Origin of the sequence: Microbulbifer sp. TB1203 (genome assembly GCF_030997045.1) — a bacterium.
GTDB lineage: Bacteria > Pseudomonadota > Gammaproteobacteria > Pseudomonadales > Cellvibrionaceae > Microbulbifer.
The window spans coordinates 2,809,379-2,823,721 of sequence record NZ_CP116899.1 but is presented as its reverse complement, the minus strand read 5'-3'; the positions used below and the strand labels follow the sequence as shown (position 1 = coordinate 2,823,721).

At 59.9% G+C, this 14,343-nt stretch carries 14 protein-coding genes; 8 read left to right on the top strand and 6 right to left on the bottom strand.

The features are described from left to right. The first annotated feature begins 31 nt into the window (after window positions 1-31). Complete coding sequence (locus tag PP263_RS11815; RefSeq protein ID WP_308363707.1) at window positions 32-952, top strand: phosphoribulokinase; 921 nt, start codon at window positions 32-34, stop codon at window positions 950-952. Between the two features lie 161 nt (window positions 953-1,113). Here PP263_RS11815 and PP263_RS11810 read toward each other — a convergent pair whose 3' ends face one another. Next, complete coding sequence (locus tag PP263_RS11810; protein ID WP_308363706.1) at window positions 1,114-2,034, bottom strand: hypothetical protein; 921 nt, start codon at window positions 2,032-2,034, stop codon at window positions 1,114-1,116. A gap of 109 nt (window positions 2,035-2,143) precedes the next feature. Here PP263_RS11810 and PP263_RS11805 point away from each other — a divergent pair, with 109 nt between their 5' ends. Continuing rightward, window positions 2,144-2,992 carry a hypothetical protein gene (locus tag PP263_RS11805; RefSeq protein WP_308363705.1) on the top strand — a complete coding sequence of 283 codons (849 nt, stop codon included), beginning with the start codon at window positions 2,144-2,146 and terminating at the stop codon, window positions 2,990-2,992. A gap of 32 nt (window positions 2,993-3,024) precedes the next feature. On the opposite strand, the gene PP263_RS11800 is transcribed toward PP263_RS11805, so the two are convergent. Then, entirely contained in the window at window positions 3,025-3,429 is a 405-nt protein-coding gene (locus PP263_RS11800; RefSeq protein ID WP_308363704.1) for a hypothetical protein, read from the bottom strand. 205 nt (window positions 3,430-3,634) lie between these two features. On the opposite strand from PP263_RS11800, the gene PP263_RS11795 reads away from it, so the two are divergent. The 3 genes from PP263_RS11795 to PP263_RS11785 all read left to right on the top strand — a co-directional run bounded on the left by PP263_RS11795 (window position 3,635) and on the right by PP263_RS11785 (window position 5,751). Continuing rightward, complete coding sequence (locus PP263_RS11795; protein WP_308363703.1) at window positions 3,635-4,624, top strand: metallophosphoesterase; 990 nt, start codon at window positions 3,635-3,637, stop codon at window positions 4,622-4,624. A gap of 65 nt (window positions 4,625-4,689) precedes the next feature. Next, window positions 4,690-5,151, top strand: coding sequence for a methylglyoxal synthase (locus PP263_RS11790; RefSeq protein WP_308363702.1), 462 nt, complete (start codon window positions 4,690-4,692; stop codon window positions 5,149-5,151). Between the two features lie 177 nt (window positions 5,152-5,328). Next, window positions 5,329-5,751 (top strand): biopolymer transporter ExbD, encoded by a 423-nt coding sequence (locus tag PP263_RS11785; protein WP_308363701.1) that lies wholly within the window; start codon window positions 5,329-5,331, stop codon window positions 5,749-5,751. A 124-nt stretch (window positions 5,752-5,875) separates the two neighbouring features. Here the strand turns inward: PP263_RS11785 and PP263_RS11780 are convergent, their stop codons facing one another. Further along, window positions 5,876-6,658: a tryptophan 2,3-dioxygenase family protein gene (locus PP263_RS11780; protein ID WP_308363700.1), complete on the bottom strand. Its 783-nt coding sequence runs from the start codon at window positions 6,656-6,658 to the stop codon at window positions 5,876-5,878. Between the two features lie 127 nt (window positions 6,659-6,785). Here PP263_RS11780 and PP263_RS11775 point away from each other — a divergent pair, with 127 nt between their 5' ends. The 3 genes from PP263_RS11775 (at window position 6,786) to PP263_RS11765 (ending at window position 10,035) form a co-directional block, all read left to right on the top strand. Continuing rightward, on the top strand, window positions 6,786-8,036 hold the full coding sequence (locus PP263_RS11775; protein WP_308363699.1) for a Zn-dependent hydrolase: 1,251 nt from the start codon (window positions 6,786-6,788) through the stop codon (window positions 8,034-8,036). A gap of 126 nt (window positions 8,037-8,162) precedes the next feature. Then, window positions 8,163-9,086 carry an arginine deiminase family protein gene (locus PP263_RS11770; protein ID WP_308363698.1) on the top strand — a complete coding sequence of 308 codons (924 nt, stop codon included), beginning with the start codon at window positions 8,163-8,165 and terminating at the stop codon, window positions 9,084-9,086. Between the two features lie 169 nt (window positions 9,087-9,255). After that, complete coding sequence (locus PP263_RS11765) at window positions 9,256-10,035, top strand: enoyl-CoA hydratase (RefSeq protein WP_308363697.1); 780 nt, start codon at window positions 9,256-9,258, stop codon at window positions 10,033-10,035. A 43-nt stretch (window positions 10,036-10,078) separates the two neighbouring features. Here PP263_RS11765 and glpQ read toward each other — a convergent pair whose 3' ends face one another. The 3 genes from glpQ to PP263_RS11750 form a co-directional block, all read right to left on the bottom strand. Beyond that, complete coding sequence (gene glpQ, locus PP263_RS11760; RefSeq protein WP_308363696.1) at window positions 10,079-11,140, bottom strand: glycerophosphodiester phosphodiesterase; 1,062 nt, start codon at window positions 11,138-11,140, stop codon at window positions 10,079-10,081. 68 nt (window positions 11,141-11,208) lie between these two features. Continuing rightward, the gene (locus PP263_RS11755; RefSeq protein ID WP_308363695.1) at window positions 11,209-12,564 is read right to left on the bottom strand and encodes a GntP family permease; all 1,356 of its coding nucleotides are present in this window, start codon (window positions 12,562-12,564) and stop codon (window positions 11,209-11,211) included. Window positions 12,565-12,872: 308 nt separating this feature from the next. Continuing rightward, window positions 12,873-14,327, bottom strand: a complete 1,455-nt coding sequence (locus tag PP263_RS11750) for a M48 family metalloprotease (RefSeq protein ID WP_308363694.1) — start codon at window positions 14,325-14,327, stop codon at window positions 12,873-12,875. Window positions 14,328-14,343 lie beyond the last annotated feature (16 nt).

Here is a 14,343-nt window from a genome sequence, read left to right as displayed (position 1 = left end):
CACCGCCCGCGAAACGGGAGAGCCGGTATAGATGGCGAGCGAATGGCCAACTGCGATCATCGAGCAGGCGGAGCGGCTGTGCGAACGGCTGCAGTCTGAAATCGACGACTTTATTTCCGACCACCAGTTGCCGGCGTCGTTCCGCCACCAGGTAGAGCACTACTATGTGCCGTTGGCACTGTGGCTGGCGGAGCGCAAGGAGAAGAATAAAACCCTTGTCGTGGGTATCTGCGGCGGCCAGGGTTCCGGCAAATCCACCCTCACGGATTTCCTGCAATTGGCCTGGGAGCATCTGGGGTTTCGCAGTGCGGGTTTTTCCCTGGACGACATTTATCTCACCAGGATCGAGCGCCGGCAGCTCGCGCAGCAGGTGCATCCGCTGCTGGAGACCCGCGGTGTGCCGGGCACCCACGATGTATCCCTGGGGCTGGAGACGATCTCACGCCTGTGCAACAGCGATAGCGACACCGAGGTCGCTATTCCCCATTTCGACAAATCCACCGACGAACGCACTCCCGAGGACCTGTGGCCGCGTCACAGGGGGCCGCTGGATATTCTGCTGTTCGAAGGCTGGTGTGTGGGCGCCAGGCCTTGGGAGAACAGCCCCGAGCCGATCAATGTGCTGGAGCGGGAGGAGGACAGCCGGGGCGTCTGGCGCAATTACGTAAATACGCAGTTGGAGGGCCCCTACCGACAGTTGTTCGCCCCACTGGACACCCTGGTGATGTTGAAGGTGCCGGATATGGCGTGCGTGCTGGAGTGGCGCCAACTGCAGGAGAGAAAACTGCGGGCGCGCCGTGGCAATGGCATGAGCGACGACGAAATAGCGCGTTTCGTCCAGCACTACGAGCGAATCACCCGCAACCTGCTGGCCGAGATGCCGTCCAGGGCGGACTGCGTACTGGAGCTGGGGCGGGATCATCAGATAAAGCGGGCGCGGTTGAATAATTAGGCCGGGAACGCCGAGCCCCAGCTCGGCACGCGGGCCGCAGGCCCGCCGATGACGGCCTTACGCTTAGCACTCATCATTCACCACAAAAAAACCCGGCCGAAGCCGGGTTTTTTTGTGGTCTTGTGCTCGCCTTCCATAACGGGCGACTACAGGGACCGTCCTTACGCCTTTTTCGGCGGACGACCGGGGCCTCTCTTTCCAGCAGCGGCTTTCTTCGGGCGGCCCGGGCCTTTCGCAGTGGTGGCCTTCTTCGGACGACCTGGACGCTTCTTCACTGTGGTGCCCTTCTTGGGGCGGCCTGGACTTTTCTTCTCACTGGCGGCCTTCTTGGGGCGGCCTGGACTTTTCTTCTCACTGGCGGCCTTCTTGGGGCGGCCTGGACTTTTCTTCTCACCGGCGGCCTTCTTGGGGCGGCCCGGACTTTTCTTCTCACTGGCTGCCTTCTTGGGGCGGCCCGGAGCTTTCTTGGCCTTTTTCGCTGCAGCCTTGGCCTTGGCGGCTGCCTTTTTGGCCTTGGCTGCGGCCTTCTTCTTGGCAGCGGCGGCTTTCTTGCGCTCTGCAGCGGCGGCTTTCTTGGCGGCAGCAGCGGCCTTCTTCTTCTCCGCCGCAGCCTTCTTCTTGGCCTTTGCTGCGTCTTTCTTGGCTTTGGCAGCAGCTTTCTTCTTCTCCGCAGCGGACAGCTTCTTGGCGATGGCCGCCTCTTCCTTGGCTACGGCTTTAGCTACCTTGGTGGCCAGCTTGTTTTCCGATTCGATGGTGGCCAGCTGAGTTTTGGCCTCGGTTGCGGCGGCCTTGGCCTGCGCTGCCGCTTTCTTGGCTGCCGTGGAGGCGGCGGTGGCCGCTTTCAGCTGCTTCTGCTGTGCCGGGGTCTTCTTCTTCGCCCGTACAGCTTTTACTTTATCCTGTGCGGCCTTGGCTTTGGCGGCGGCTTTGTCGGCATCCTTGGCCAATTTATCGGCAGCTTTGGCCGCATCCTTTTCCTGTTTTGAGCGCGCCTCTTCCAGTTTGGATTTCAGAGCGCTGAGTTCCGCTTCCAGTTTGGCGACAGGACTGATTGTCGAAGTTTTTTTACGTGGAGCCATAAAATTTCCCTGTATTTAAGAGTTGTTATGGATGAGTGAAAATCATCGCGCTAATTGCAGCTCATTTATATACTGGAATGCAAGTGTTTTAAGGGTTTTTTGCCCCGCAATGAATAAATTTAAGAGCTTTTTTACCATTCTCGCTTTTATCTGGCTCTACAGCTGCGGTTTTTGGGCTCTGTTCCGGTGGATTTCCACCGGCGACATCGCCTGGTTGGGGTTGGCAGTAAACGCCCTGGCCCTGCCGGTATGGATGAGTCTTCGCTGGTGGCGGCCGGCCAGATATCGCGGTTCACTACGTGAAGATCCGGCATTTGCGGCAGTCCTGCTCGGGCTGGCGGTTGTTCTCGTCACCGACACCGGCAAGGACGAGCCCACCTACCTGGCGATTTACAACCTGTTTATCCTGCTGGTCTACCTGTTTCACCTCTCCGCATTGCGCCAGCCGGAAATGCCGCGGGTCAACGAGCGGTTTCCCCCTCTATGCACCGTGGAGGGGCAGCGATTGGATCCCGCTGCCGGGGTGAGAGCGGGAAATGCCGAGGGGTTGGTGTTGGTATTTCTGCGCGGCACTTTTTGTGCAGACAGCCGTGCCCTGTTGTCGAAGCTGCCGGAACTGGGGGAGCTATTGAACCGCTACAACGCACAGCTGATTTTGTTCAGCACCGAGAATAAAGGAAGGTGGACGCGTTTATGGTGCGGCGGGGAGCTGCCGGAAATTGTTCAGCTGGCGGAAGAAGAGGAGGGCAACCGGCTCTTTGTCGCCGCCGGCGGACAGCCGCTGTGGCTGCGCCTGTTCAGATCCCCGACACCCACCGCAGCGGCCTGCCGTCCCAGTTTATGGTTGTTGGACAGCGAGGGTATCGTGCTGTGGCGTCACCTGCCGGGGAACTATCGCACCCCGGGAGATGTGGATTTGTTGAAAGGGCAATTGTCTCGTTTGGGGAATAGAGGGTAGTGGCCGCTGGAGCGCTACCCACCAACCTCTCGTCAGAGAGGGCCGTAGGGGAGGTAGCGATTGTCCGAGTGCTGTTTGATCCACAGCAACTGGTCCCTGTCCAGCGGTGCCCCGCGCTGCCGCAGGGACCTGGCCAGCGGAATCACCGGTGACTCGGCTCCGGCGTGCCAGCCGGGGAGCTGCGCCTCGGCCAGGGTGAAAAACCGGATCAATTGCCAAAGCTGCTCTTTGTTCCAGGCTTCGCTCTCCTCCAGCCAGCGCTGTGCCGGGAGGCGCATCAGGTACGAGGCCTGCCGATCCTCCGGGGACAGGCTTTCAGGCAGCGGAGCGGTGGACTGTAGGGCGGAGATATACCGCTGTAACAATTCCCGGTTAATCTTCTCCCCCTCACCGCTCTGTTGTGGTGCTTTCTCTGGTTCCCAGGCGCCGACGCTCATTGCACAACTCCTCCGATGGAAAATGCCGCGCATTATAACGATCCGGGCGCCGCTCTGCCGAGCGCGGGCGGCGAATACTTGCAGTTGTGTGGCGAAACTGGGTAAATTGCAGCCCGGTTCCGATAAGGGGGGCCGCCAAGAAAAATAATGGCCGTGGGCGCAGCAGGAAGCGCACAACCCGCGGTACGAACCGGACTGGTTGTTTATGCGCTTCATACCTCTGCTTTTATTGCTCTCCCTGCTGAGCGCCTGTGGCGACTCCCGCTCCTGGCTGGAGCAGCGCCCCGACTCCCTGATGAAAGACGACCAGTTGATCTGCATCATCGGCGACCCCGGCACCGGCGATGAAAACCAGTGGGCGGTGGCCCGGGCGCTGCAGACCATGGACTGTGACCAGATCCGGGTGCTCGGGGATGTCATCTACCCCTCCGGTATCACCAGCCCCCAGGACCCGCTGCTGCAGTCCAACTTTATGCAACCCTACGCCGAGCTGCTGGGTAAGGGCGTCCCCTTTTACCTGGTGATGGGCAATCACGACTACAAGCAGAACGCCGGCGCCTGGCTGCAGGTGGCCGCGGAGAACCCCGATATCGTGTTTCCCAACTGGTATTACGCCGAGCGCTGGGGCGATATCTGTATCTTCAGCCTGGAAACCACCTGGTACAACAAGCTCTACTTTATTCACAAACGCTTTGCGGAGACCATGTGGCTGCGCCGGACCATGGAGGCGCAGAGAGACCGCTGCGGGTTTTCGCTGGTGCTCGGGCATCACCCGCTGATGAGTTCCGGCCGGCACGGCGATGCCGGCTACGGTGAGGCCCTGTTTCTGCGCGACGAGGTATTCGGCAAGGTGGATCTGTATATCGCCGGCCACGATCACTACCTGTCCGACGAAGGCGACTATAAAGGTACCCGCCAATTGGTCAGCGGCGCCGCCGGCAAGTTGTCCCACCTGAAAGGCGACGAACAGGAAGACGAGGACTACCACAGCTACGGCGCGGAGGGCGCCGTATTCGCGGCCTGGGAGCAGGGTTTCGTCACGCTGCGCTTCCAGCGGGACAAAGATGGCGGTAGTGTGATGGGCGACTACCGTTTCTACGCGGTCACTCCGGATGGTGAAGGCGGCTATAAAGAGCTGCGCCAGGTATGGGAAGGCCAGGTGCGTGGTCGCGGCCTGCGACTGGGAGACGGGTGATATTTCCGGCTGGGCGGCCGCCGAAGTCGCCAGTAAAGATGTAAGAATGAGCAACCGAGGAAATCATGGAGTTTATCGCGCAACCCTTGCCGGCCACCAAGCGGGTGGCCCTGGTGGCCCACGACAATCGCAAGAGTGCCCTGGTCCAGTGGTGCAACCGCCACCGCGGCCTGCTCGAACGGCACCGCCTGCTGGCGACGGGAACCACCGGGTCACAGTTGGAAGCGGCCACGGGGCTGGATGTGGAAAAGCTGTTCAGCGGCCCAATGGGCGGCGACCAGCAATTGGGGGCGAGGATCGCCCAGGGGGAGATCGATCTGCTGATCTTCTTCTGGGACCCCTTCGAGCCCATGCCCCACGACCCGGACGTCAAGGCCCTGCTGCGTATCGCCGCGGTGTGGAACATCCCGGTGGCCTGCAATTCCAGCAGTGCAGATATGATGGTGCAGTCGGCGCTGATGGACGCCAGTTTCGAGCGGGAGGTGCCGGACTACCAGGGTTATCTGGCCGAGCGGGCCGGAAAATGACTGGTCAAATATTGACCTGACTGGGTGGGGCTGAGTTGTAACTTGTTGATTTTAAATGAATTTTGTTCCAGGTGGCAGGTTTCACTTGCAATGCTGGCAATTTCCCGGCAATCTTGCCCACCTGATTAGACCGGTCAACCCGGCGCCATTTGCATTTAGCTAATTGTACGGTGTTTTATGAGTAGACGACGCGGTAAGGCTGTAGAAGAGGAAAAAGCCGATATCGACCTGACGCCCATGTTGGACGTCGTATTTATCATGCTGATCTTCTTTATCGTGACGGCGTCCTTTGTTAAAGAGAAGGCGCTGGATGTGAACGTACCCGATCCGGATCAGACCGAGCAGACCCCGCCGGACCCGGACAAGCAGAACATTCTGCTGACGGTGAACGCCAACGACGAGATCTGGATGGGCACCAGCCGTATCGACACCCGCGCGGTTCGCGCCCGTATCGCCCAGCTGTTTGCGGAGAACCCGCAGGCCATCGTGATCGTGCGCGCACACAACAAATCCAGCGCGGACACCTATGTGCAGATTGCCGACGCGGCCAAGGAAGTGAACGCGGGAATCCAGGTCTCCCTGGTGCCCTACGAGGGCTAAGCCTCCGGCGGACGCAAAAAAGCCAGCTTCGCGCTGGCTTTTTTATACCTCCAATATCTATCCCTTCCCTTATAGGAGCGGCTGGGCGGCCGCTCCTACTGCACACAATCATTGCGTCCCCGAATTAAAGCTCTGCCCGAATCGCCCACAGATCCGGAAACACCGGCTTGAACAGCGTGCTCTGCAGGTAGCCCACACCGCTGGAACCGCCGGTGCCCATCTTGCTGCCGATGGTGCGCTCCACCATTTTCACATGGCGATAGCGCCATTGCTGCAGCGAGGCGTCGATATCCACCAGCGCTTCGCAGATCTCGCTCACCAGCGGATCGTTGCGGTACACGTCGATCAACACCTTCTGCACTGCCCGTGAGGGCTCCGTCACCCGACTGAAATCCCGCTCCAGTTCGCTCTGGGGAATCTCGTGTCCCTCCTGGGCGAGGAAGTTCAAAAAGGCATCCCACAGGGTCGGCGCCTGCAGGCGCCTCTCCAGCCTCTGATAGTGCTCCGAGCCCGGCTTGTAGTTTTCCAGCTTCTTCGGGTCCTTGGCGCCGAACAGGAATTCCAGCTCGCGGAACTGGAATGACTGGAAGCCACTGGCGCTCGCCAGGCGATCGCGGAAAGACATGAATTCCAGCGGGGTCAGCGTCTCCAGGATGTCCACCTGCTGGATCAGGGTGTGGTAGATGGTTTCCACCCGCTTCAGGGTGTGCAGGGCACGGTTGCGCTCGCCGCCGTTGAACAGGCGCACGAGAAAGTCCAGCTCGTGCAGCAGCTGCTTGAACCACAATTCGTAGCTCTGGTGAATCACGATAAACAGCAGCTCGTCGTGCTCGGGCCCCTCGGAAAGAGGCTGTTGGCACTGCAGCAGCTCGTCTACTTTTAGGTAGGAACTGTAGGTAACGGTCATAGGGAAAGAACCTGCTCGAGAAGCGAGCGACGGCGAAATAAACCACTCTTTAAACCGCCCGCTTCAAAACTAAAATTGCGGAAAACACATTAATATTGGTGCCATTATAAGGTCTGGAGCCATGCGAATGGAAAATACTGCGCAATCCCTGCGAATCGATGGCGCCCGCCTGTGGGCCAGCCTGATGGAAATGGCCCGTATCGGCGCCACCCCCGCCGGCGGCTGCAACCGCCAGGCACTGACCGATGAGGACAAACGGGGGCGCGACCTGTTTTTGCAGTGGTGCCGCGAGATCGGCTGCGAGGTCCGTATCGATCGCATGGGCAATATCTTCGTCCGCCGCGCCGGCAGCGAGCCGGATGCGCCGCCAGTGATCACCGGTTCGCACCTGGATACCCAGCCTACCGGGGGCAAGTTCGACGGGGTCTACGGCGTGCTCGCCGGGCTGGAGGTGTTGCGCACCCTGGAGGACGAGGGCGTGCGGACCCGGGCGCCGTTGGAACTGGTGGTGTGGACCAACGAGGAAGGCGCGCGCTTCTCTCCGGCGATGATCGGCTCCGGCGTCTGGGCCGGCGAGTTCAGTCTCGAATACGGCCACGGCCGAGCGGACAAATCCGGCGCGACCATCGGCGAAGAACTGAGGCGTATCGGCTACCTGGGCGAGGAACCCGCCGAGCCCAAGCCCATAGCCGCCGCCTTCGAAGTGCATATCGAGCAGGGCCCGATACTGGAAAAAAAGAACGAAGTAATTGGCGTGGTCACCGGCGTCCAGGGCATTCGTTGGTACGATGTCACCTTCCAGGGCACACCCTGCCACGCCGGCCCCACGCCCATGGCCGATCGCCGAGATCCGGTGCAGGCACTGGCGCTGTTGTGCGAGCGCCTCTACAGCGAAGTGAAGGCCTACGGCGATGACGCACGTATGACCTGCGGCGATCTGCGCGCCGAGCCCGGCAGCCGCAACACGGTACCGGAAAAGGTCGTGCTGGCTCTTGACCTGCGCCACCCGCAGCCAGAGGGGTTGGAGCACCTTCACCGCACCCTGTACCGCATGGCGGACCAGGTCGAGGAGGCCACCGGAGTTGCGATCGATGTGCGCGAGGAGTGGCACTCGCCGCCGGTGGTCTTCGATTCCCAGTGTATCGAAGCGGTGGACAATGCAGCCAAAGCGCTGGGCTACAGCCATCGGAAAATGGTCTCCGGGGCCGGCCACGACTCGGTCTATGTATCCCGTGTGGCACCGGTATCGATGATCTTCGTACCCTGTGCCGGCGGCCTCTCCCACAACGAAGCCGAATCCGCCGAACCGGACCACCTGGAGGGCGGCTGTAACGTGTTGCTGCAGGCCATGTTGGCCCGCGCCGGCACCGCTTCTTAATCTCCCCCTCCCGCAAGCGGGAGAGGGGCCGGGGGAGAGGGCCCTGGGAGCGCTGAAGGCTCCAGCTCGGCTTGCGGGCCACAGGCCCGCCCCAAACCAACGAAAACAAATCCGGAACGAAAATAAATGACAGAATTCACTCTCCGCCGCCGCAAAGAAGAGGGCGGCACCAAACCGCTTGAAAAGTGGGGCATGGACTCCGAATACGGCCTGCTGCGCGAGGTGCTGATCGGCCCGGTGGATAACTTCAGCTGGCGCACCGGCAATGCCAGTGCCCGCCGCGCCGAGCGCCTGGGGCTTGTGTTCGACCACAAGGTGGCCGCCGCCCAGCACGCGGAAATGCTCGACGCCTACCGCCACGCCGGGGTCAACACCCACATCATCCCGCCGGACAGCAGCCTGCCCTATCAGATTTACGGCCGCGACTCCTCGGTAATGACCCCCTGGGGTCCTATCGTGACCCAGATGTACAGCCCCTGGCGCCGCGGCGAATGGGTGCCGATCGTCAAAAAATACGCGGAGCTGGATATCCCCATCTACGACGTGATCACCGCCGGCTCCCTGGAAGGAGGGGACTTCATGGTGCTGGAGCCCGGCGTCATCCTCTGCGGCTACTCCGGCGAACGCACCAGCGCCCAGGGATTTCAGCAGATGAAGCACTGGGTGGAAAAAGAGGGCTGGGAAGTGAAGGGTTACCAGTTCGATCCCTTCTTCCTACATATCGACGTCATGGTGGCCATGCTTGCGGAAAAACTCGCCGCCATCTGTGTGGATGCGGTGGAGCCGGAGCTGGTGCAGTGGTTCAGGAGCCGCAATATCGAGATTATCGATATCCCCTTCCCGCAGGTGCTGGAACTGGGGGTGAACGTGGTGGCTTTGGGCAATGACCGCGTAATGCTGCCCAGCGCCAATAAGGGCCTGGCGGAGAAGTGCCGCGCCCACGGTCTGGAGGTGATAGACCCGGATATCTCCATGATCACCCCCGGCGGCGGCGGCGTACACTGCATGTGCCAGCCGCTGCGCAGAGATTCGGTTAGCCAATCTGGTTGAATCGGCCCTCGTGCGGGCTGTGGCAGTGGCTAATATGGGTGTCTTTGTAGGAGCGGCCTCGCTTCGTAGTGCAGACTGATCGCGGCCAGCGGCGGATGGCCGCCCCGCCGCTCCTACAGGGTGCCGATACCAAGGCCAACCTGCTTATCTTTGTAATCCGGAGAAGCCCATGCAAACCCCATGCGCAGAAATCCAGTCCCAGGTCACAGATCGCGTACTGGAAATCACCATCAACCGCCCCGAGCGCAAGAATGCCCTCACCATGGCCATGTACAGCGCCCTGGCCGAACTGCTCAACAGCGCCGTGGGCAATATCGAAGTTCGCGCCGTGGTCCTCTCCGGCACCGAGGGCGTGTTCACCAGCGGCAACGACCTGACGGATTTCCTCGGCGGCTCCGCCTCCGGTGAAGAATCGCCGGTCTTCCAATTCTTGGTCGCCCTCTACAACTTCCCGAAACCGGTGGTGGCCGCCGTCAACGGCCCCGCCGTCGGCATAGGCACCACCATGCTGCTGCACTGCGATATGGCCTTCGCCGGCGACGACGCCATGTTCCAGATGCCCTTCGTCAACCTCGGCCTTTGCCCGGAGTACGCTTCCAGCTACTTCCTGCCCCGGCTGATGGGGCACGTGAAGGCTTCCGAACTCCTGCTGCTGGGAAAAAAATTCGGCGCGGACGAGGCGGTGGAGCTCGGCATCTGCAACGCAGCAGTGCCCGCCAGCGAAGCTTTGGACAGGGCGCGCGCTGCTGCTGGCGAACTCGCAAAAAAAGCCCCCGAAGCGGTGCGCCTCACCAAACAGCTGTTGCGCCAGGGTACCCATTCCGCCGGAATGGAAGTGATCGAGCGGGAGGCCGGATACTTCCAGAAGCGCCTGGCGTCGGAGGAGTTCAAGGAGGCGGCCACCGCCTTTATGGAAAAGCGGCCGGCGGATTTCTCCCGGTTCGAGTAGTTTTATCGAAAATTACAGAGCGGTACTTACAGGTGCGTTTCTGTCAGCGGGAGCCCCGGGAGATAAATTCCACGGCCTTGTCAGGGTGGTCGGTGAACAGCCCGTCCACGTTCAGCTGGTCGATAAACAGCTCAAGCAACCGCTCGAAACTGCCGATCTGTTGGGGGATCTTTTGCGAGTCGGCGCGGAAGGTGTAGGGATGCACCACCAGATTGTTGCGGTGCGCCCGCTGTACCAGGTCGGTGGTTACCACCTGGTTGTCATCAAGGGAGGCGATCATCATCATCAGCCAGGGACCTATAGCATCGGCATAGGTGGCGATTTTTTCCAGGCCGCCGGGTTGCAGCATCCAGTCGTAGTCATAGTTTTCCAGTTTTCCCTGTACCTCTACCTGCTTTTCACTCCACCCCGTTTTGGCGATCAATTGTACGAGGGGCAGATCCATTTCCAGCTGCGGCATCAGCTCGCGCTTTATCCGCTGCAGTTCCTCGGCGTCGAAGCACTGAAGGTAGATCTTTTTGTTGCGGTTGGTGTAGCCGTATTGCTTGAGTTTGACCAGTGTCAGGACGGCGATATCCCGGCCCTCGCGGCGATGGAAGGCGGGATTTTTAATTTCGGGGTAGATGCCGATATCGTAACCGAGCGTCTTGTTGAGCCCCTGGATCAGTTCGATTTCCTCCTCCAGAGTGGATAACTGGAAGCTGGATTGCCATAGCGGGAAGCGCCGGGGATATTTCGCAGCGATATTGCCATCCTTATTTCTGAACGCCTCGGTAACTCTCAATCGCTTGAGTTCCGTCAGGGTAAAATCGATGGTGTAGTAGCGCCCGTCCTTGCGCACGCGGCCAGGGAAAACCTGGGCGACATCGGTAATATCATCCAGGTAAATATCGTGCATTACTATCAGGCGGTTGTCTTTGCTCAGCACCAGGTCCTGCTCGATATAGTCCGGCCGCATGGCGTAGGCCAGGGCCTTGGCTTCCAGGGTATGCTCGGGCAGGTAACCGGAAGCGCCGCGGTGAGCAATCACCAGGGTGGCATGTGCACTGCCGGCGGCGAGGATGAGGACCAGGGAAAGGCAGAGGGGCAGGGTGCGATGAATCATCTTCTGTACTCTGTTTGTACGGCGCTCGGGAGTTTGTGTATACAGGATCATTGTGAGGGGCAATTTACTCAAATCAGCACCAGGCCCAGTAGCGCCACCACTGCCATGGCACTTACCCCCTGGATCAGGGTGGCGGTGGTCTGGGCGCGGTAGCCGAGTGTCACGTCCATCTTGCTGAATTGGGTAACCACCCAGAAGTAGCTGTCATTGACGTGGGACACTGTCATGGCGCCGGCACCGATCGCCATGACGGTGAGCACTCTGCCTATCTCGCTGTCCAGTCCCATCTCAAACAGAAGTGGCGCCACCAGTATTGAGGTGGTGGCCATGGCGACGGTGGAGGAGCCCTGGGCGCTTTTCAATGTTGCGGCGACCAGGAAGGGCATAAGCAGGCCCATACTGGAATGGGACAGGGACTGGCTGAGCAGGGTGCCGACACCGGAAACTTTCAATACTTCACCAAGAGCGCCGCCGGCGCCGGTGATCAACAGCACCGGTGCGGCGGCTTTGATACCGGCTGCTATATGTTTGGACAATTGCACTATTTTCTGCGGTCCACGCAGCAGAAAACAGGCGAGTCCCAGGCCCATCAGCAAAGCATTCAAGGGCTGGCCGAGAAAGACGGCCAGGTGGCGTAGGGCTGGAATATCATTGATCGGGTTATCGGGGAGATTGGCGATAGAGCCCAGGCACATCAGTGCGATGGGTACAAAAATTGGCGCAAAAGCAATGGCGGAGTTCGGCAGGCTGCCGTAACGCTCCACCAGTTCCCGGCAATACTCGTCGCTTACTTTGCTGTCCACGCCGATTTCCAGGTGTACGTCGGCAAACTGTCGCGACCAGATCCATCCCGCGAGTGCAGCCACCGCGGCTACCAGCAACCCCAGTATAATTACCATGCCGAAGCTGTTGCCCAGGCCCAGGCTGGTGGCCGCAGCGACGGGGCCGGGAGTGGGGGGGACCAGGGTATGGGTTGCGAAGAGCCCAGTGGCCAGCGCTACACTCATGGAACAGTTGGAAACCCGGAGTTTTTCCGCGAGAGAATTTTTCAGCGAGTTCAGGATAATGTAGCCGGAATCGCAGAACACAGGGATGGCAACCAGATAGCCGATAATGGAAATAGCCAGAGTCGGCATCCGTTCCCCCAGCAGCCGGATGGTGGTTTCCGCCATGGTGATGGCAGCGCCGGATCTCTCGAGAATAATGGCGATTACAGTACCCAGCATGATTACCAGGCCGATATAACCGAGTACACTGCCAAAACCGTTGCCGATGACAGTGGCAATGCTTGCCACCGGGATGCCATAGACAAAACCTGCGAGAAAGCTGGCCAGCAGCAGGGTGAGAAAGATGTGCAGTTTGAGCCTTGTGGTTATCAGTATGATCAAGCCGACAATGGCGAGCAAAATCAGAATCTGGATCACGCTCTCTCTCCCAGCCCTGGGGCTAGCCCGGATATCCCACCGCGCTGTTTAAATTGAGTCTTGTCCTTTTGATATCAAAAATTATCCTGTAACGTTCCCGGGTTACAGCCCGCTACCGGTCATCGTGGTCCGCAGTGATTGAGCGATTCCGCTGTCGGCTAGCGCATAACGGGGGAGTTGGGACCGCCTCCATTATCCCGGGTATGATCCCTCCCTCCTGCTTCAAAGGCTATGCCGCGACCGGATTCCAGATGGTGGCCGATCGCGGCCTTGGGTCGCTCCTGCAATCATGACGAGTCCTGAACTTTTCACTGTACAATCTTGATCCACTCTCCCGGCTTGGGCTCGCCGCGGGGAAAGTAACCATTGAGCAGGCGCAGTTGTTCCTCAGCGTATTCGCCGATCTCCATATGGCGGGCCAGCGATGCGAAAGTGGTTTTTTCGTTGGCTTTCACATAACGCACCCGTTTGACGTTCGGCTGAATAATGTCGCTTTTGCGCAGGGGGCGGAAGCTGCGAATACTGGTGAGAAAGAGGTTGTCGTACTCCTCGCCGGCCTTTTCCTCTCCCTCCGGCAGCTTGTTGATCTTACCCTCGAAAATATACTGGCGACTGCCGTAGAAAATTAATGCTACCCGGTCCGGGTCCTCGTTGCCGGCCTTCGGCAATTTGCCGGTGTGGCCCTGCAGCCGGTACTGCTGTAGCTGTTCGTCCTGTTCGAGGCGGCGCACGTCATAGGTCTCCCGCAACGCCATATCCGGGGGTTGGTTGCTGTTGCGCCTGTCCACCTTGAGGGTGATGGTGGCGGAATTGTCCGGTGCAATGCCGACGATGGCTTCGCGCTGGTTCTCGACTTTCCAGCCCTCCGGGAACAGCAGGGAAAATCCAAGCCGTTTGTGGTTGTAGCGGTTTTTTTCCGACTGTCGCGCGTTCTGCCCGTAGACCAGGCCGTCGGTTTTCTCGCGGTAGTATTCGACTTTGGTTACCTTTTTGTCCTCCGGCAGCTCTCCAGCTGCCGCCACAACTTCCTTCAGGCGGATATCGTTGCGAGGGTGGGAGGAGAAAACCCCGTGGTAGGTCTGCTGCTTTTTACCTTCCACCCTGGCGCGTCGGCGGGAGAAGGTCTCCTGGTCTTTCAGCAGGGCGATCACATTGATCATCGCCTGCGGATCGTAGCCGGCGTTGTACATATACTGTGCGCCAAAGCGGTCCGCTTCCAGTTCCATATCGCGGCCGTAACCTTTCACCGCCGCGGTGGTCCACAGGTTGGCCACGTCGCCGACGACACCACTGCCGGTCACCAGTACGGAGAGTACCGAGGCGACACCGGCGCCGGTGGCGGCGGTTTTTTGCCGCACCGCGTGGCGGGCGGTTATATGCCCAACTTCGTGGGCCAGCACCGCGGCCATTTCCGCCTCCGAGTGCAGATAGGTGAGCAGGCCGCGGTTGATATACACATACCCCCCCGGCAGGGCGAAGGCATTGATATCCTGGCTGTCGATAATGGTGAAGTGGTATTCCAGGTCGGGCCTGTCGCTGGCCGCGGCCACTTTCTGGCCCACGTGCTCCACATAGGCGTTCAGTACCGGATCGTTATAGATCGGCGTGCTCTTCACCAGCTTTTGATGCATTTCCCGGCCGATTTCAATTTCGCGGGATTCCGACATCAATACCAGGTCCGGCCGGTTGGTGGCGGGGTTGAAGGCGCAGCCGGCGATGGCCGCGATTACCGCGGTGGCGAGTATTTTGTGTAAAGTGTGCATTGTTTTGGTCCTCCGC

Bases quoted from the DNA above. Each gene is read 5' to 3' on its own strand.
- PP263_RS11775 (WP_308363699.1), top strand. From the start codon at position 6,786: ATGGAAAATACTGCGCAATCCCTGCGAATCGATGGCGCCCGCCTGTGG.
- PP263_RS11790 (WP_308363702.1), top strand. From the start codon at position 4,690: ATGGAGTTTATCGCGCAACCCTTGCCGGCCACCAAGCGGGTGGCCCTG.
- PP263_RS11750 (WP_308363694.1), bottom strand. From the start codon at position 14,327: ATGCACACTTTACACAAAATACTCGCCACCGCGGTAATCGCGGCCATC.
- PP263_RS11810 (WP_308363706.1), bottom strand. From the start codon at position 2,034: ATGGCTCCACGTAAAAAAACTTCGACAATCAGTCCTGTCGCCAAACTG.
- glpQ (WP_308363696.1), bottom strand. From the start codon at position 11,140: ATGATTCATCGCACCCTGCCCCTCTGCCTTTCCCTGGTCCTCATCCTC.
- PP263_RS11770 (WP_308363698.1), top strand. From the start codon at position 8,163: ATGACAGAATTCACTCTCCGCCGCCGCAAAGAAGAGGGCGGCACCAAA.
- PP263_RS11815 (WP_308363707.1), top strand. From the start codon at position 32: ATGGCGAGCGAATGGCCAACTGCGATCATCGAGCAGGCGGAGCGGCTG.
- PP263_RS11805 (WP_308363705.1), top strand. From the start codon at position 2,144: ATGAATAAATTTAAGAGCTTTTTTACCATTCTCGCTTTTATCTGGCTC.
- PP263_RS11780 (WP_308363700.1), bottom strand. From the start codon at position 6,658: ATGACCGTTACCTACAGTTCCTACCTAAAAGTAGACGAGCTGCTGCAG.
- PP263_RS11800 (WP_308363704.1), bottom strand. From the start codon at position 3,429: ATGAGCGTCGGCGCCTGGGAACCAGAGAAAGCACCACAACAGAGCGGT.
- PP263_RS11765 (WP_308363697.1), top strand. From the start codon at position 9,256: ATGCAAACCCCATGCGCAGAAATCCAGTCCCAGGTCACAGATCGCGTA.
- PP263_RS11785 (WP_308363701.1), top strand. From the start codon at position 5,329: ATGAGTAGACGACGCGGTAAGGCTGTAGAAGAGGAAAAAGCCGATATC.
- PP263_RS11795 (WP_308363703.1), top strand. From the start codon at position 3,635: ATGCGCTTCATACCTCTGCTTTTATTGCTCTCCCTGCTGAGCGCCTGT.